Below are 16,560 nucleotides of genomic sequence, written 5' to 3'. Positions count from 1 at the left end.
CTTAATCCTTCACGACAAGCTTGCGCGGCACATTGGCAAGGCACTCGACGCCGGTTTCGGTGATGAGAATGCTTTCCGTGATCTCGAAGCCCATGTCCTCGAGCCACAGACCGGTCATGAAATGGAAGGTCATGCCGGGTTCGAGCACGGTCCTGTCTCCCGGGCGCAGGCTCATGGTGCGCTCGCCCCAGTCCGGCGGGTAGGACAGGCCGATCGGGTAGCCGGTGCGGTTGTCCTTGACGATGCCATGCCTCTTCAACACCGCAAAAAACGCATTGGCGATGTCCTCGCAGGTGTTGCCCGGCCTGGCCATGGCAAGCCCCTCGTCCATGCCCTCGGCGGTTGCCTTTTCGGCATCGAGAAAGGCAACCGTTGGCTTGCCGAGGAACACCGTGCGCGACAGCGGAACATGATAGCGGTTGTAGCAGCCGGCGATCTCGAAAAAGGTCCCCTCGCCCTTTCGCAGCGGCTGGTCATTCCAGGTGAGGTGCGGCGCGGATGCCTCGACGCCCGAGGGCAGCAGGGGCACGATCGCCGGATAATCGCCGCCGATGCGCCCGTCGGGACCATCGACGCCGCGAATGCCGGCATCATAGATTTCCGCCACCAGATCGCATTTGCGCATGCCGACTTCGATCCTGTCGAAGATACGCGCATGCATGGCCTCGACGATGCGGGCCGCATTGCGCATATATTTGATCTCGGTCTCGCTCTTGACCGCGCGCTGCCAGTTGACCAGCGCGGTGGCGTCGACAAAGCGGGCGTTGGGCAGATGCCTGACCAGCGAAGCGAAGGCTGCGGCCGAGAACCAGTAATTGTCCATCTCGACGCCGATGGTGAGCTTGCCAAAGCCCTTGTCGGCCAGAATGCCCGACAGATAATCCATCGGGTGCCGCTCGGTCGATTGAACATAGTGATCCGGATAGCCGATGATGTTGCCGTCATCGAGATAGGCGGTCAGCCTGGCGCCATTGCCATCCTGGCCGCGGCCGAACCAGACCGGCTCCCCCGTGGGCGGTACGATCACCGCCTGGTGCACATAGAACGACCAGCCGTCATAGCTGGTGAGCCAGTTCATGTTGGAGGGATCGCTGACGATCAGCAGATCAATCCCCTTGGCTTCCATCGCCCGGCGGGTTTTGGCTAGCCGCGCGCCGTATTCAGCCAGTGAAAACTTGAGGTTGGAATGTGTCATTACGGTTCCTCATGCGCATGTGTTTGCCGGGGTCAGCTTTCGAAGACGGCTCCCGCCCCGGCGGCCCGGGCGCGGTCATGGGCGAGCGAGGCAATCGCGGTATCCTGGATGCCGGTCCCGGTCAGATCCGCGACGGTGACCTGTCCGGCATCGCTGCGGCCGGGCTTTTGCCCCGCGACCAGCTGTCCAAGCTCGGCAAATTCAGTAGCTGACCCGACCAGCCCGACCGTAATCGCGTGATGGAGTTCACCCAACCGACGGGTCTGGTTCAGGCTGTCGGCAATATAGAGCCCGGCATTGGCGATCAGCGCTGGTTCGAGTTCGTTCTTGTGTTCGGCATCCGAGCCCATTGCCGTAATGTGCTGGCCCGGCGCGAGCCAGTCGGCCTTCAGGATCGGCGTGGCGGATGGCGTCGTCGTCACGATGATGTCGGCGCCGGCGATGGCAGCCTTTGGATCGGCAAAAGCCGTGACCGGAATGCCAAGCTCTGCGGTTAATTCACCCGCCAGCGCCTTTGCCTTGGCGTCATCGCGCGCCCAGATCCGGGCCTCGCGGATTGGCCGCACCAGCATCAGGGCCTTGAGCTGCAGCCGCGCCTGTATGCCTGCACCGAAAATCGCGGCGATGGCGGAGTCCGGACGCGACAGGTGCTTTGCCGCCACCGCTCCGGCCGCAGCGGTGCGCAGATCGGTGAGATAGCCATTGTCGAGCAGCAGCGCCTGAACCTGGCCGGTGCGGCTCGACAGCAAAACCATCATGCCGCTGGTGCTGGGCAAGCCGATCTTCGGATTGTCGAAAAAGCCCGGGCTGATCTTGATGGCAAAGCCTTCGATGCCGGGCACATAGGCGGCTTTCACATCGACCTCTCCCCGGTATTCGGGAATATCGAGGCGCAGGATCGGCGGCATCACCACGGCCTTGGTGGCCAGCGCATGAAACGCATTCTCCACGCAAGCGACCGCGTCTGCGTCGAGAGACACGAGTGATTTGAGATCCCTCTCGGTGAGTATTTTCATCCAGGCCATGGTGCCGCCTCCGTCCACGGATCGTTTTGCCCGTTGATCACCCGCCGGTGCACCGCCATGTCGACATTGCGCCCGGACAGGATGATCGCCACAGACCCATCGATTTTCTTGACCTTTCCGGCGAGCAATGCCGCGATCCCGACCGCGCCTGCGCCTTCGATGATCTCGCGTTCTTCGGCATAGGCATGGCGCATGCCGGCAGCGATTTCGTCTTCGTTCAGCAGAATGATGTCATCGAGCAGATCGCGGCAGATGGCAAAGGTCACCTGGTTATCGAGCCCGATGCCGCCGCCGAGCGAATCCGCCAGGCTTGGACACTCCTCAACCATCACCGGAGCCCCGGCGTCGAGGCTGGCTTTCATCGCAGCACCGCGCTCCATGGTGATGCCGATGATCCGGGTTTGCGGCTTTCGCGCCTTGATTGCTGCGGCCACACCGGCCGCCAGCCCGCCGCCGGACACCGGCACCAGCACGGTTGCGACCTCGGGCATGTCCTCAAGAATTTCTAGCCCCAGCGTGCCCTGGCCGGCGGTCACGGCCGGGTGATCGAAGGGCGGCACCATGACCAGCCCGTCTTCCCGGACCAGCCGGTCGACGTCCTGCTGGGCCTCGTCCTGTGACTTGCCGACTATGCGGACATGGGCGCCCAGATTGCGGATCTCGTCGATCTTGTTCTGCGGCACCAGTCGCGACATGCAGATGGTGGCGACCGAGCCTTCCGCCTTGGCGGCATGGGCGAGCGCCCGGCCGTGATTGCCGGTCGAGGCGGCAACCACGCCGCGCGCGCGTTCTTCCGGTGTCAGCATCAGGACCGCATTGGTGGCGCCGCGCAGTTTGAAGGCGCCTGTTGTCTGATGATGCTCGAGCTTGAGGCCGACCGGTACACCGCACAGTTTGCTCAGCGAGGCCGAATTGACGAACGGTGTGCGCAGTATGCGCCCGGAGATTCGACGCGCCGCGGCCTCGATGTCGCTGATTGTCACGGGGAGAGATCCGGTCATCCGTTGGTCTCCGGCAGACCGATCCGCCTGTCACGCGGCCGGCTGTCGAGACACGGCGAGCGTGACGCAAGGATGATCGGAACTGTCATCGTGCTTCTCCGTGAGAGAGACCGGCATGACAGGACGATGACGACGACTGCAAATCATGTCAATCTGAATAATAATATCAGTACAATTATTGTCGAAATGGCCAAATTCTGGCCATGATGATCAAATCACAAGCAATGCCGCTTCCGGATCTCCGATCGCCATGGATGCGATGACATCAAGACCGATGCCGAGCTCTTGCTCTGTGGTTGACCCAAGCGAAATCCGCACAGCCGGACGCCAGCCGAGATCGGCGATACGGAAGGAGGAGCCAGGCGCGATGGCCACCCCGCGCAGCCGCGCCTGGGACACGAAACCCTCTTCGGTGTGGCCCGCCGGCAGATGCAGCCAGACATGCAGGCTTTGCGGATGCGCCCGGCAATCCAGCCCGGCAAGCTTTTCCCCGGCAATGGCATGCCGCACCACCAGCGCCTTGCGCTGCCAGTCAACGAGCTCGCCTGCGGTCCCGTCGCCCACCCAGCGGGTGGCAATCTCGGCGATCGCCGGCGTCGCCATCCAGTTGGAAACCAGGTGCCGGTTGGTCACTGCTGAGACATAGCGATCCGGTGCCGCCAGATAACCGATCCTGACGCCGGGGACCGTGATCTTGGTGAAGCTCGTGATGTAGAGCGTACGGTCCGGCGCAATGGCGGCCATCGGCGGCACGCTTGCCTGGATAAGCGGCCCGAGAACATCGTTCTCGATGATGGCGATGTCGTGCCGTTCGGCAATTTCGGCCAGAGCGACACGGCGCTCCCGGCTCATCTGTGTCGCAATAGGATTGATGACCGAAGGCTGCAGGAACACCGCACGAATGCTGCTGTTGCGGCAGATCTCGTCTAGCGCTTCGGGGATCATGCCGTCATGATCGATGGCCACGCCCTTGAGATGCAGTCCGAGAGAGGTCGAGAGCGGCTTGAGCGTGTGATGGCTGATGGCTTCAGCGGCGATGGTGGCGCCGGGCTGGGCCACGCTCATCATCGCCACGGTCATGGCCGGCGTTGCGCCATTGGTGATGCATATGTTGAGCGGAGACACGTCGAGCCCGCACTGGGCCAGCCATTCGGCGGCGACCTGGCGATGGCGCGGAAAAACCATGTTGGGGCGGAACGACAAGGCCGAGCTCGACGGCAGATTCTCGCCCAGCCAGGCAAAGGCTTCGCGCATCCGGTCGAGATGGATCTGGTCGCAGACCGGCTTGAGGATCGACAGGTCGATCAGTTCACCCAGCCGCTCCGGCAGATAGGGCGAGCCCGGCTCCCCCGACTGGGTTTGCACGAAACTGCCACGCCCGACTTCTCCGGCGATAAGGCCGCGGCGGATCAATTCCTCATAGGCGCGGCTGACGGTCTGTACCGAAAGACCAAGGTCATCGGCTAATCGCCGATGCGTCGGCAACCGGGCGCCATTGGCCAGCACGCCGCCCTGGATCGCCCGGGTGAATTGCTCCGCCAGCGAGAGATAGGCCGGACGCCGGAGCAGTGAGGGATCGGGGCGCCATATTGTCATGATTTATATTGCAAAATATCATATCAATTGACAACAGCTATCTGTCCCAGCATTGTTGTTTTTTCGATATCCGACATGGTTTGAATCGCGCCGGAGCGCAATTTGATGAAACTCGACGCCATCGACCTGCGCATTCTGACAGCCGTGCAAGCGGACGGACGCATCACCAAGCTGGCGCTTGCGGAAAAGGCAGGCCTGTCGCCGACACCCTGCTGGATGCGGCTGCGCAAGCTGGAAAAGGCCGGCATCATCGCCGGCTATCATGCCCATATTGACGTCCGCCGCCTGGCTCCCGTGGCCAGTGTCCTGATGGAGGTGACGCTTACCAATCACCGTCAGGCCGATTTCGAACGTTTCGAACGCGCGGTCGCCGCGACCGACGAAATCACCGCCTGCTGGTCGGTCGGCGGCGGGGTGGACTATATACTGAAGATCATGGCATCCGACATCGACGCCTATCAGCGCCTGGTTGACAGCCTGCTGGACCGCGAACTCGGCATCGACCGCTATTTCACCTATATCATCACCAAGACGGTGAAGGACGAAACAGTGCTGTCGCTCAAGACGCTGATACCGGAGCCGCAATAGACAAAGTCTCTGCATGACCCGGTCAATTCGGACCGTCTCTCTCTCCTGCACCCATGGAACAGACAATCTCTCGCAGGCTTCGTGACATTTTGTTGCGAGCACCCAAGAGGAGATCCGGACATGAATGCTGTTTTTGCCCGCGCCGAATTCCATGATGCGCTCGGCCGCCTCTCCGACCGGCACTTGCTGCGTCAGCTTGCCTATGTCGATGGCCGCTGGATGGCCGGCAATGAAGGCAAGGGTTTTGAAGTCAGCGATCCGGCCACCGGCGCCACGCTTGCCTGGGTCGCCACGCTGGGCACTGACGAGACATCGCAGGCGATAACCGCCGCCCAACGCGCATTCATGCCCTGGGCAGGCCTGCTGCCGCAACAGCGGGCATCGGTTCTGCGCAAATGGCATGAGCTCATTCTTGCGGCCAGGGAAGACCTGGCGCTGATCATGACGCTGGAACAGGGCAAGCCGTTGGCCGAAGCCCGCGGCGAGATCGACTACGCTGCATCCTTCATCGAATGGTATGCCGAAGAGGGCAAACGCCTCAACGCCGAGTCCGTGACCAGCCATCTGCCCGATGCCGAGATGATCGTCCGGCGCGAAGCCCTGGGGGTCGTCGGCATCGTCACGCCGTGGAACTTTCCGCTGGCGATGATCACCCGCAAGGCCGCCGGAGCGCTTGCCGCAGGCTGCACGACTGTCGTGCATCCGTCCTCGGACACTCCGCTGTCCGCCCTGGCGCTGGCCGAACTTGGCGAACGGGCAGGCTTTCCCGCCGGCGTCTTCAATGTCGTCACCGGCGATGCCGCCACCATTGTCGGCCGCATGTGTGACGACGCGCGAGTGCGGGCGATGAGCTTCACCGGTTCGACCGGCATCGGAAAACTGATCGCCGCCAAATGCGCGCCGACGATGAAGCGGCTGGTGATGGAACTGGGCGGGCATGCGCCGCTCATTGTCTTTGCCGATGCCGAGATCGCCAAGGCCGTCGACATTGCCGTCCATGCAAAATTCGCCACGTCGGGACAGGATTGCCTGGCCGCCAACCGGATCTATGTCCAGCGCCCGATCTACGCGAAATTCTGCAAAGCCTTCGCGCAGCGGATCGCGGAGCTCAAGACCGGGCCCGGGCTTGAGGACGGAACCGACATCGGCCCGCTGATGCATGAGCGCGCGGCCGCAAAACTCGAAGCACAGATCAGTGACGCCGTCGCGCAGGGTGCCAGGCTCACCCAGGGCGGCGCCCGCCACAGGGCCGGACCGCTGTTTTTCCAGCCAACCTTGCTGACCGATGTTCCCGACACCGCCCTGATCATGCGCGAGGAGACCTTTGGTCCCGTCGCCGCCGTGACCGCATTTGACAGCGAGGACGAGGTGGTCGCCCGCGCCAATGACAGCGACTACGGCCTGGTGGCCTATCTCGTCACGGAAAACGGCACGCGCCAGCTGCGGCTTTCGCGCACGCTCGAATACGGTATGGTGGCGGTCAACCGGGTCAAGATCACCGGCGCCCCATCCCCTTCGGTGGCTGGAAGCAATCCGGCCTCGGCCGCGAGGGCTCCCGCCACGGCATGGAAGCCTTCACCGAACTCAAATATCTCTGCATCGACACGGCTGCCTGAACCAGCTGCCAGACTTCACGAAAAGGAATGACCATGCTCGACCAAAGCAACGAACTCAACGCCTGGGACCGGGACCACTTCTTCCACCCGTCGACCCATATGGGCACTCATGCCCGCGGCGAAAGCCCGACCCGGCTCATCACCGGCGGCGAAGGTGTCTACATCACCGATTCCACCGGCAAGACCAGCCTTGATGCCTTTGCCGGACTTTACTGCGTCAATGTCGGCTATGGCCGCCAGAAGATTGCCGATGCGATCGCCGAGCAGGCCAAGAATCTCGCCTATTACCACGCCTATGTCGGCCACGGCACCGAGGCCTCGATCACGCTGTCCAAGATGATCATCGACCGTGCGCCCGAAAACATGAGCCGGGTCTATTACGGCCTCTCGGGCTCGGACGCCAACGAGACCAACATCAAGCTGATCTGGTACTACAACAATGTGCTCGGCCGGCCGGAGAAGAAGAAGATCATCTCGCGCTGGCGCGGATATCACGGCTCGGGCGTCATGACCGGTTCGCTGACCGGGCTGGACCTGTTCCACACCGCCTTCGACCTGCCGCGCGCGCCGATCCTGCACACCGAAGCACCCTATTTCTTCCGCCGCGAAGACCGCAGCCAGACCGAGGAGCAGTTCTCGCAGCATTGCGCCGACAAGCTGGAGGAGATGATCCTCGAAGAAGGTCCCGACACCGTCGCAGCCTTCATCGGCGAGCCGATCCTGGGTACCGGCGGCATTGTGCCGCCACCGGCCGGCTACTGGGCCAAGATCCAGACTGTGCTCGATAGATACGACATCCTGCTCGTCGCCGACGAAGTGGTCACCGGCTTCGGCCGTCTCGGCACCATGTTCGGCTCCGACCATTACGGCATGAAGCCGGACCTGATCACCATCGCCAAGGGCCTGACCTCGGCCTATGCACCGCTGTCTGGCGTCATTGTTGGCGACAAGGTGTGGGAAGTTCTGGTCCAGGGCTCCGACAAGCTTGGCTCCATCGGCCACGGCTGGACCTATTCGGCGCATCCGATCTGCGTGGCCGCCGGTGTCGCCAATTTGGACCTGATCGACGAGCTCGGGCTTGTCGAGAATGCGGGCTCCACCGGCGCCTATTTCCGCTCCGAGCTGGCCAAGGCTGTCGGCGGCCACAAGCATGTCGGCGATGTCCGCGGCGACGGCATGATCGCGGCAGTCGAATTCGTCGAGGACCGCGATGACCGCAAATTCTTCGATCCGGCCAAAAAGATCGGACCGCAGGTTGCTGCAGCCCTGGCAGAACGCAATGTCATCGGCCGGGCCATGCCGCAGGGTGATATTCTCGGCTTCGCGCCGCCGCTCTGCCTGACACGGGAAGAAGCCGACATCGTCGTGAAGGCGGCGGCGGAAGCGATCGACGAGGTCTTTGCCAACCTGTAGATGCCGCACGAGCAGGCGATGGAGACCAGAGCAGAACGCGTGCGGGCAGCCGCACGCGTCTTATCCCTGATCCGGCAGGTCGCCGACCAGAATGGCCCGAAAATCATTGACATTGGTCCCGGTCGGGCCGGTGACGAACAGATCGCCGATGGCGTCGAAAGCGCCCCAGGCATCATTGGAAGCCAGGCTGGCGAGCGGATCCAGGCCTTGAGCGCGCAGCCGTCCGGATGTCGAGCCGTCGGCAAAAGCCCCGGCATTGTCTTCGGATCCATCAATGCCATCGGTGTCGGCGGCAAGGGCCGATATGTCCTCGACGCCGTCAATGGCGGCAGCAAGTGACAGCAGAAACTCGGTGTTGCGTCCGCCCCGTCCTTTGCCGCGCAAGGTGACGGTGGTTTCGCCACCCGAAAGCATCACCACCGGCTTGACGAAAGGCCGGTCACGGCTTGCCACTTCCCGGGCGATGGCGGCATGAACCAGCCCGACATCGCGCGCCTCGCCTTCCACCGCATCCGACAGGATCACCGCATCCACGCCCGCACGCCTGGCCAGTTCGGCAGCGGCCTCGAGCGACAATCGCGCCGACGCGATGACGCGGACCTCGTTGTTTGCAAACACCGCATCATCCGGGCGCGGCGGCAAATCCCTGCCGCTGGCCAGATGGGCGCGGATCTTTTCGGGCAGCGCAATGGCGCGGGCGGAAATCATCGCCTGGACTTCGCTCAAGGTCAGCGCATCGGGAATGGTCGGGCCGGACGCGACCTGGCAGGCCTCATCACCGGGCACATCGGACACCACAAGCGACACCACTTTCGCCGGCCAGGCCGCGGCGGCAAGCCTGCCGCCCTTGATGCGGCTGGCGTGCTTTCTGATTGCGTTCATCACCCCGATCGGAGCGCCGGAAGCAAGCAGCACCTGGTTGAGCTCCTGCTCATCGGCGAGCGTCAGACCTTCCGGCGGGGCCGGCAGCAGTGCCGAGCCGCCACCGCAAACAAGAGCCACCACCAGATCATCGGCGGTCAGTCCGGAAACCGTATCAAACAGTGCCTCCGTTGCCGCCAGCCCGGCGCTGTCGGGCACCGGGTGGCTGGCTTCCAGCACCTTGATGGTCCTGCAGGGCGTGGCGTAACCATACCGGGTCACCACCGTGCCGCTCAGCGGGCCATCCCAGAGCTCTTCAAAGGCGGCAGCCAGCTGCGCGGCCCCCTTGCCGGCGCCGACCACAACGGTCCGGCCCTTGGGCTTTTGCGGCAGCGCATCCATCAGCGCGCGTTTCGGGTCGGCGCGCAGAACCGCGGCCTCGAACAGGCCGGCGAGAAATTCTTGCTTTCTTGGATCAGTCACAGGTCAATATCACACACAAATACGCCATCCGCACCGCCGTCGAGCTTCGCCACGATCCGGGCGCCAATGGCTTGATGAACACTGTCTTCGAGATAGGCATTTCTGACGTTAATGTCAGCAAAGTCAAACCAGAACATGTCGTCAAAGCCGCGCACAAGCGGAGCTTCGACACTTATATTGGTGCGATGCTGGAAATCCAGGATCCCGTCAATGTGGCCGGAGAGGCCGGCGAGATCATTATACAGCGCCTGCCTGTCGGCCTCGGACGTGTCTCTTGCAAACCGCAAATGAACGAAGTGGCGGATCATGATCGGGCCTTTCCCGGCGGGGCATTCAACCTGTCGTCGCGGCACACGAAATCAGGCGTCGCGCTGGGCGATCCAGTCGTGATCGGGGTGGTTCTGGAACCGCCATTTGCGCATCGGACCGGCCATCACGTTGAGATAATACATGTCGTAGCCATGCGGCGCGCCACAGGGATGATGACCCTTGGGCACCAGCACCACGTCGTGGTTCGAGACGCTCATGGTTTCGTCCAGTGACCCGTCCTCGGTAAAGACCCGCTGGTGGCCATAGCCCTGCTCGGGATTGAGACGGTGATAATAGGTCTCTTCCAGATAGGTCATGTCAGGATAATTGTCCTCGTCATGACGGTGCGGCGGATAGGACGACCAGTTGCCCGCAGGGGTGAAAACCTCGGTGACAAGAAGCGAATCCGCGACATCGCTTTCTTCCATGGCGATCGGGAAAATATAGCGTGTGTTGGACCCCTTGCCGCGGGTGGCGAGATCCGGAACCTCGAGCACACGTGCGGTGTGATTGCCCGTGCCGGGCGCGGTGCAGATGGCCAGCGTGCAATCCGTTGTCGCCGTGGCTGTCCAGTCGCTGTCATTGGGGACGTAGACACAGGCGGGCTTGGTGCGTTCGAATACATTCATGCGCTGGCCGAGTTCGCCAAAGCTCTCGCTGCCGGCCGAAATGTTGGCCTTGCCTTCAACCAGCACCAGGATCGCCTCGCGGTCGCCGGTCGCCTCCGCGGCGCTTTCACCGGCTTTCAGGCGATACACTCCAAAGCCGACATAGTTCCAGCCTGGTGATTTGGGCGTTTTGGCGCTTTCGACCGTAATGTCATGAATCTTGCCGGTCTTTCCAGCCGGGTGCACCAGGAGATCTGACATCCTGCGATCCTTTCCCATGTTGTCCTCGTCGCGAGGATTGTAGCCGATGAAACGGCTGTCATCGCAGCGAGCCTTACCACGTCAGGAAAACCGATGAAATGGAGGCGATCCATTCGATGGCGCTGCCTGCATGTGGCGTTCGGATGCATCGTTCGAACGCCACATGCCTGTTTAGAGCGGTGTCCGCGCAAGGAACAGCGCGCGGGCCAGGGCCGACAGGGAGGCAACTCAGGGCTCGCCGTCTCAGCCCCTGCGTTCGGAGGCAAACGAGCCCGGCGATGGCGGAAACACCACCGTCTTGTTGCCGTTGACGAAAACCCGGCCGTGGATATGGGCATGGATGGCGCGGGCCAGCACCTGGGATTCGACATCACGACCGAGCGCGACATAGTCCTCGGCCGACTGTGCGTGGGTGACACGTATGGTGTCCTGCTCGATGATCGGCCCTTCATCCAGATCCGCCGTGACATAATGCGAGGTCGCGCCAATCAGCTTCACGCCACGCTCGAAGGCCTGTTTGTAAGGGTTGGCGCCCTTGAAGGACGGCAGAAAGGAGTGGTGGATATTGATAATCCGCCCGGACATCTTCTGGCACATGTCGTCGGAGAGAATCTGCATGTAACGCGCCAACACGATCAGCTCCGCACCGGTCTCTTCCACCACGTTCATGATCCGCGCTTCGGCATCCGGCTTGTTGGCCTTTGTCACCTTGATGCAGTGAAACGGGATGTCGTGATTTACCACCAGCTTCTGGTAATCCATGTGATTGGAGATGACGGCAACGATCTCGACCGGAAGGCCGCCGATCCGCCAGCGGTAAAGCAGGTCGTTGAGGCAATGGCCGAAGCCCGACACCATGATGACGATCTTGCGCTTGACCGCCTCGTCGAAAAACTCGGCCTCCATGTCGAAAGCCTTCGACACCGAGGCGAATCCGTTGACGAGATCGTCGATGCTGCGGCCGCCTTCGGATCTGAAACTCATCCGCATGAAGAAATTGCCGGTCTCGACATCATCGAACTGGGCACTGTCGGTGATGTTGCAATTCTGCTCAGCCAGAAAGGTCGATACGGCTGCGACAATGCCACGCCGGGACTGGCATTGAACGCGTAGGGCGAAGCTTGTCATATGTCTCTGTCTTTCTGTTGACGCGCCAGACCAGGCTGGCGCCGGAGAATCCAAATTCCAGATGCCGCCCGGCTGCGCCGGCTCATCCCGCTTTGAGCACCCTGGCCCCGAAGCAGAAGCTTGTAAACACTGGCTCCAGAGCAGAGAATACTGATTGGCTCCTTGCGGCTTTACCCGATCCGACCTGTCTGGGCGCATATGGAATAGCGCCTGACGAAATCGGTTATCGGCGGCCGGGCTTCTGACCGGGGCACGGCGATCACAAGCCCGATACGCAATCGCGCCTGAGACACCGTCCGGAACGAGTTGCGTTTAAGCGAAATCGCTTTAGCATCCCGGCGAATTGCTCGAAGTGAAAGTTGCCCCTGTGACGATAGTCAATCCGCCATCTGATGATGGCTTTCTGCTCAAGACCGATCCCTCCGATCCGCGGCTGTCCGCCGAGGTGACCGGAGTCGACCATCTCGGCGCCACGGTGACCACACGCGTGGTCACCGAAAAGGCGCTGACGCTTTATCTCAATCGCCAGGAAATCGTCACCATGATGACGATCGGAGATCATCCGGACCTGATGGCCGTCGGCTATCTGTTGAACCAGAACATGCTGCATGCCGATGACGAGATCACCGCAATCGATTATGACGAGGAACTCGAAGTGGTGGTGGTGCGCACCGAGCGCGAGACCGATTACGAGACCAAGCTGCAGAAAAAAGTGCGCACCTCCGGCTGCGCCCAGGGAACCGTATTTGGCGACGTGATGGAGAATTTCTCCGACATTCATCTGGCGCCGGAGGCACGACTGAAGACCTCCTGGCTCTACACGCTGACCCACAAGATCAATACCGCACCCAGCCTCTACCTCGAAGCCGGCGCCATCCATGGCTGCGTGCTGTGCCAGGGCGATGTGCCGCTGGTCTATATGGAGGATGTCGGCAGGCACAATGCGGTCGACAAGATCGCCGGCTGGATGTTCATGAACAAGGTCAAACCCGACGACAAGATCTTCTACACCACCGGGCGACTGACCTCGGAAATGGTGATCAAGACCGTGATGATGGGCATTCCGATTCTGGTCTCGCGCTCCGGCTTCACCGCCTGGGGCGTCGAGCTTGCCCACAAGGCCGGACTGACGCTGATCGGACGGGCGCGCGGCAAGCGATTCCTGGCACTGGCGGGACTGGAGCGGATCGAATTCGACGGCGATCCGACCGAGGCAGCCCGGGAAGCCCCGCGGCATCGCCGCAAGGGTGCTGTGGAGGACGAATCATGAGCGGCCACATTGCGGGACTGGTGCTGGCGGGTGGATTGTCGCGGCGGATGGGTGGCGGCGAAAAGGGACTGCAACTGCTTGGCGGACAAAGCATGATTTCGCGGGTGGTCGACCGGATCGCGCCGCAGGTTGGAACCTTGGCGATCAATGCCAATGCAGATCCCGGACCCTATCTGCAATTCGGCCTGCCTGTTCTGCCAGACACCATCGGCGGCCATGCCGGTCCGCTTGCCGGTGTGCTGACCGGGCTCGAATGGGCTTCGACCCTGCCGGGAGTCACCCATCTTGTCAGTGCCGCAACCGACACGCCGTTCCTGCCGCTTGATCTGGTCGCGCGCTTTGCCGCGCTGGCCGGGCCTGAGCGCATCGTCATTGCCCGCTCGGATGGCAACCGGCATCCGGTGTTCGGGCTCTGGCCGGTGGCGCTGCGTCAGGATCTGGCTGAGTGGCTGGCCACCAGCGACACCATGAAGGTGCTGGCCTGGGTGCACCGGCATGATTTCGCGTTCTGCGATTTCGAGGCCGGTGGAGACGATGCGCCCGATCCGTTTTTCAACGCCAACACACCCGAGGAACTGGCCGAGGCGGAGCGCTATCTGGCCGGAACGAGCGCATGACCCAGCGCGTCTTCGGCATCACCGGATGGAAGAATTCCGGTAAGACCACGCTGACCTGCCTGCTGGTGGAGGAATTCACCCGCCGCGGCTTTCGCGTTGCCACGCTCAAACATGCGCATCATCTGTTTGATGTCGATCATCAAGGCACCGACAGTTATCGCCATCGTCAGGCAGGCGCTGGAGAGGTGGCGATTGTTTCGGGCCGCCGCTGGGCGATCATGCATGAACTCGGCGAGGCCGATGAGCCGTCGCTCAAGGACATGCTGGCCAGGCTGTCACCCTGTGATCTGGTGCTGATCGAAGGCTACAAGCGCGAGAGCCACCCGAAGATCGAGGCGCGCCGGCTTGCCGCATCGGACAGCGAACCGCTGGCGGGTGCCGACGCCGGCATTTGCGCCATTGCCGCCGATCATGCCATTACCGACGCACATGTCCCCGTCTTTGCGCTGGACGACATCAGCGGCATCGCCGATATGATCGCGCGCAAGACCGGATTGGGAGAGACTGCCGCATGACGTCACGCAAGCTACTCAACGACTGCTTTCTCACCGACAAGGACCGGCTCAGCCATGAGGAATGCCTGACGATCCTGACCGGCCGGCTGTCGGCGGTAACCGGCGTCGAGGAACTGCCACTGGTCCAGACCTCGGGCCGTTGGCTTGCCTCCGACATCATCGCCCCGCGCAATGTGCCCCTGCATGACAATTCCGCCGTCGATGGCTATGCCTTTGCCGCCCCTGTCACCGGCCCGATGCCTGTGGTCACCCGCATTGCCGCCGGAGATCTCGCCAACCACCGGCTGGAACCGGGCCAGGCCGCGCGGATTTTCACCGGGGCCGCGATGCCCGAAGGGGCTGATACGGTGGCCATGCAGGAAGACTGCACCGTCGAGGGCGATCAGGTTACTGTTCCGCTGACACTCAAGCGCGGCGCCAATGCCCGCCGTGCCGGTGAAGATGTCGCCGCGGGCAGCGCTGTGCTTCAAAGCAGGTCGCGGCTCCGGCCGCAGGATATGGCGGCACTCGCCTCGTTCGGCTTGCCGCGGGTAAAAGTGCGGGCGCCCATCCGGGTGGCGATCCTGTCGAATGGCGATGAATTGCTCGAACCCGGCGCCGAGATTGCCCAGGGACAGGTCTATGATTCCAACCGTTCGATGCTGCATGCGCTGCTTGACACCCTGCCCTGCGAGATCACCGATCTCGGCATCCTGCCCGATGACGCCGCGCTGATTGAGGCCACGCTGGCCGAAACAGCCAAGACCCATGATGTCATCCTGACCAGTGGCGGCGCCTCGCGCGGCGACGAAGACCATATCATCAATGCCATCGATACTTTGGGCATCCGCCATCTCTGGCAGATCGCAGTCAAGCCGGGGCGGCCGATGAGCTTTGGACAAATCGGCGATTGCGTCTTTCTCGGCCTGCCGGGCAATCCGGTCGCGGCCTTTGTCTGTTTCCTGCTTTATGTCCGTCCGGCGCTGACCGTGCTCGGCGGTGGCAGCTACCGCGAACCAATCCGCTTCCCCGTGGCAGCGGGCTTCGATGTGCCGACCAAGAAACCCGGCCGCCGCGAATTCTGGCGCGGCTGGCTTGAACCGGGACCGGACGGGCGGCCCGTCGCGCATAAATTCACACGCGACGGCTCCGGCCTGATCTCCGGTCTGCGTCAGGCCACCGGCCTGATCGAGATCACCGAGAGTGTGACCTCTGTGGCCCGAGGCGAAATGGTGTCATTCCTGCCCTTTTCAGAGTTTGGAATTGACAGCTGATCAGGGCTTGGCGTTGGGGAAGAACAGTTGTTTTCCGTCCAGCGTGTTGCCGGCAATCAATTCCTGACCATGCGCCGAAATCATCCAGTCGATGAACTGCTGGCCCAGCTCGGCCTTGACGCTCGGGCACTTGTCCGGATTGACCAGAATAATGCCATATTGATTGAACAGCACCGGGTCGCCTTCGACCACGATCTGGTAATCACCCTTGTTGCCGAAGCTGATCCAGGTTGCCCGATCAGACATCGTGTAGGCGCCCATGCCGACACTCGCATTCAGGGTCGCGCCCATGCCGGACCCGGTGGCGCGATACCAGTCGCCCGAAACCGATGTGATATCGACGCCGGCCTGGTTCCAAAGCTTGAGTTCAGCCTTGTTGGTGCCGGAATCATCGCCGCGCGAGGCAAACAGGGCCTGTTTTTCGGCAATGGTCTTGAAGGCTGAAACCGCATCATTGCCGCCGGCAATTCCTGCCGGATCTGCCGACGAGCCGACGATGACGAAATCATTGTACATCAGATCGGAGCGCGCCACGCCAAACCCGTCGGCAACGAATTTCTCTTCCGCCGATTTGGCGTGGACCAGAAGCACATCGGCATCGCAATTCTGCGCATTCTTGATGGCCTGGCCTGTGCCGACAGCCACCACATTGACCGTCACGCCGGTCTCTTCCTTGTAGATCGGCAGGATATAATCGTAAAAACCCGAATTCTGTGTCGATGTCGTCGACTGAACCAGGATCGACGGGTCTTCGGCAGAAGCCGCCGTCGCCAGAACGGAGAGCAGCGCGGCTCCGAACAGGGTGGTTCTTGATGTCATCT

At 62.1% G+C, this 16,560-nt stretch carries 15 protein-coding genes and 1 pseudogene; 7 read left to right on the top strand and 9 right to left on the bottom strand.

Annotated elements, in window-relative coordinates:
* Position 1: 1 nt before the first annotated feature.
* From doeA to ehuR, 4 genes are all read right to left on the bottom strand, one after another.
* On the bottom strand, positions 2 to 1,195 hold the full coding sequence (doeA, locus tag OEG82_RS06590; protein ID WP_267611638.1) for an ectoine hydrolase DoeA: 1,194 nt from the start codon (positions 1,193 to 1,195) through the stop codon (positions 2 to 4).
* A 32-nt stretch (positions 1,196 to 1,227) separates the two neighbouring features.
* Positions 1,228 to 2,220, bottom strand: a complete 993-nt coding sequence (gene eutC, locus OEG82_RS06585) for an ectoine utilization protein EutC (RefSeq protein WP_267611637.1) — start codon at positions 2,218 to 2,220, stop codon at positions 1,228 to 1,230.
* Positions 2,208 to 3,221 carry a hydroxyectoine utilization dehydratase EutB gene (gene eutB / locus OEG82_RS06580; protein ID WP_267611636.1) on the bottom strand — a complete coding sequence of 338 codons (1,014 nt, stop codon included), beginning with the start codon at positions 3,219 to 3,221 and terminating at the stop codon, positions 2,208 to 2,210. Before eutB ends, eutC begins: the two co-directional genes overlap by 13 nt.
* A gap of 210 nt (positions 3,222 to 3,431) precedes the next feature.
* Positions 3,432 to 4,817 (bottom strand): MocR-like ectoine utilization transcription factor EhuR, encoded by a 1,386-nt coding sequence (ehuR, locus tag OEG82_RS06575; protein WP_267611635.1) that lies wholly within the window; start codon positions 4,815 to 4,817, stop codon positions 3,432 to 3,434.
* Between the two features lie 105 nt (positions 4,818 to 4,922).
* Between ehuR and OEG82_RS06570 the strand changes: the two genes are divergently transcribed.
* The 3 genes and pseudogenes from OEG82_RS06570 (at position 4,923) to OEG82_RS06560 (ending at position 8,434) form a co-directional block, all read left to right on the top strand.
* Positions 4,923 to 5,405, top strand: a complete 483-nt coding sequence (locus tag OEG82_RS06570; RefSeq protein ID WP_267611634.1) for an Lrp/AsnC family transcriptional regulator — start codon at positions 4,923 to 4,925, stop codon at positions 5,403 to 5,405.
* 120 nt (positions 5,406 to 5,525) lie between these two features.
* A pseudogene (locus OEG82_RS06565) lies at positions 5,526 to 7,021 on the top strand (NAD-dependent succinate-semialdehyde dehydrogenase).
* 33 nt (positions 7,022 to 7,054) lie between these two features.
* Positions 7,055 to 8,434, top strand: a complete 1,380-nt coding sequence (locus OEG82_RS06560; RefSeq protein WP_267611633.1) for an aspartate aminotransferase family protein — start codon at positions 7,055 to 7,057, stop codon at positions 8,432 to 8,434.
* A gap of 60 nt (positions 8,435 to 8,494) precedes the next feature.
* On the opposite strand, the gene OEG82_RS06555 is transcribed toward OEG82_RS06560, so the two are convergent.
* The 4 genes from OEG82_RS06555 to purU form a co-directional block, all read right to left on the bottom strand.
* Positions 8,495 to 9,778, bottom strand: a complete 1,284-nt coding sequence (locus OEG82_RS06555; protein WP_267611632.1) for a glycerate kinase type-2 family protein — start codon at positions 9,776 to 9,778, stop codon at positions 8,495 to 8,497.
* Complete coding sequence (locus tag OEG82_RS06550) at positions 9,775 to 10,086, bottom strand: Dabb family protein (RefSeq protein WP_267611631.1); 312 nt, start codon at positions 10,084 to 10,086, stop codon at positions 9,775 to 9,777. The genes OEG82_RS06555 and OEG82_RS06550 overlap by 4 nt, the downstream gene beginning before the upstream one ends.
* Before the next feature lie 51 nt (positions 10,087 to 10,137).
* A complete protein-coding gene (gene iolB, locus OEG82_RS06545; RefSeq protein WP_267611630.1) occupies positions 10,138 to 10,956 on the bottom strand; it encodes a 5-deoxy-glucuronate isomerase in 819 nt (272 codons plus the stop codon).
* 243 nt (positions 10,957 to 11,199) lie between these two features.
* The gene (purU, locus tag OEG82_RS06540) at positions 11,200 to 12,084 is read right to left on the bottom strand and encodes a formyltetrahydrofolate deformylase (protein ID WP_267611629.1); all 885 of its coding nucleotides are present in this window, start codon (positions 12,082 to 12,084) and stop codon (positions 11,200 to 11,202) included.
* Between the two features lie 343 nt (positions 12,085 to 12,427).
* Here purU and fdhD point away from each other — a divergent pair, with 343 nt between their 5' ends.
* Genes fdhD through OEG82_RS06520 form a run of 4 tightly spaced genes read left to right on the top strand, consistent with a single transcriptional unit; the run spans position 12,428 to position 15,739 of the window.
* A complete protein-coding gene (gene fdhD / locus OEG82_RS06535; RefSeq protein ID WP_425497555.1) occupies positions 12,428 to 13,354 on the top strand; it encodes a formate dehydrogenase accessory sulfurtransferase FdhD in 927 nt (308 codons plus the stop codon).
* A complete protein-coding gene (mobA, locus tag OEG82_RS06530) occupies positions 13,351 to 13,971 on the top strand; it encodes a molybdenum cofactor guanylyltransferase MobA (protein ID WP_267611628.1) in 621 nt (206 codons plus the stop codon). Before fdhD ends, mobA begins: the two co-directional genes overlap by 4 nt.
* Complete coding sequence (mobB, locus tag OEG82_RS06525) at positions 13,968 to 14,486, top strand: molybdopterin-guanine dinucleotide biosynthesis protein B (protein ID WP_267611627.1); 519 nt, start codon at positions 13,968 to 13,970, stop codon at positions 14,484 to 14,486. The genes mobA and mobB overlap by 4 nt, the downstream gene beginning before the upstream one ends.
* The gene (locus tag OEG82_RS06520) at positions 14,483 to 15,739 is read left to right on the top strand and encodes a molybdopterin molybdotransferase MoeA (RefSeq protein WP_267611626.1); all 1,257 of its coding nucleotides are present in this window, start codon (positions 14,483 to 14,485) and stop codon (positions 15,737 to 15,739) included. The genes mobB and OEG82_RS06520 overlap by 4 nt, the downstream gene beginning before the upstream one ends.
* On the opposite strand, the gene OEG82_RS06515 is transcribed toward OEG82_RS06520, so the two are convergent.
* Complete coding sequence (locus OEG82_RS06515; RefSeq protein ID WP_267611625.1) at positions 15,740 to 16,558, bottom strand: ABC transporter substrate-binding protein; 819 nt, start codon at positions 16,556 to 16,558, stop codon at positions 15,740 to 15,742. It abuts the gene before it with no gap.
* Positions 16,559 to 16,560 lie beyond the last annotated feature (2 nt).

This window comes from Hoeflea ulvae, assembly GCF_026619435.1.
GTDB lineage: Bacteria > Pseudomonadota > Alphaproteobacteria > Rhizobiales > Rhizobiaceae > Hoeflea > Hoeflea ulvae.
This window is presented reverse-complemented; position numbering and strand designations above follow the sequence as displayed.

Coding starts and splice junctions, on each gene's coding strand:
- OEG82_RS06570 (WP_267611634.1), top strand. CDS start 4,923: ATGAAACTCGACGCCATCGACCTGCGCATTCTGACAGCCGTGCAAGCG.
- OEG82_RS06515 (WP_267611625.1), bottom strand. CDS start 16,558: ATGACATCAAGAACCACCCTGTTCGGAGCCGCGCTGCTCTCCGTTCTG.
- eutB (WP_267611636.1), bottom strand. CDS start 3,221: ATGACCGGATCTCTCCCCGTGACAATCAGCGACATCGAGGCCGCGGCG.
- ehuR (WP_267611635.1), bottom strand. CDS start 4,817: ATGACAATATGGCGCCCCGATCCCTCACTGCTCCGGCGTCCGGCCTAT.
- OEG82_RS06550 (WP_267611631.1), bottom strand. CDS start 10,086: ATGATCCGCCACTTCGTTCATTTGCGGTTTGCAAGAGACACGTCCGAG.
- mobA (WP_267611628.1), top strand. CDS start 13,351: ATGAGCGGCCACATTGCGGGACTGGTGCTGGCGGGTGGATTGTCGCGG.
- doeA (WP_267611638.1), bottom strand. CDS start 1,195: ATGACACATTCCAACCTCAAGTTTTCACTGGCTGAATACGGCGCGCGG.
- purU (WP_267611629.1), bottom strand. CDS start 12,084: ATGACAAGCTTCGCCCTACGCGTTCAATGCCAGTCCCGGCGTGGCATT.
- eutC (WP_267611637.1), bottom strand. CDS start 2,220: ATGGCCTGGATGAAAATACTCACCGAGAGGGATCTCAAATCACTCGTG.
- mobB (WP_267611627.1), top strand. CDS start 13,968: ATGACCCAGCGCGTCTTCGGCATCACCGGATGGAAGAATTCCGGTAAG.
- OEG82_RS06560 (WP_267611633.1), top strand. CDS start 7,055: ATGCTCGACCAAAGCAACGAACTCAACGCCTGGGACCGGGACCACTTC.
- OEG82_RS06520 (WP_267611626.1), top strand. CDS start 14,483: ATGACGTCACGCAAGCTACTCAACGACTGCTTTCTCACCGACAAGGAC.
- iolB (WP_267611630.1), bottom strand. CDS start 10,956: ATGTCAGATCTCCTGGTGCACCCGGCTGGAAAGACCGGCAAGATTCAT.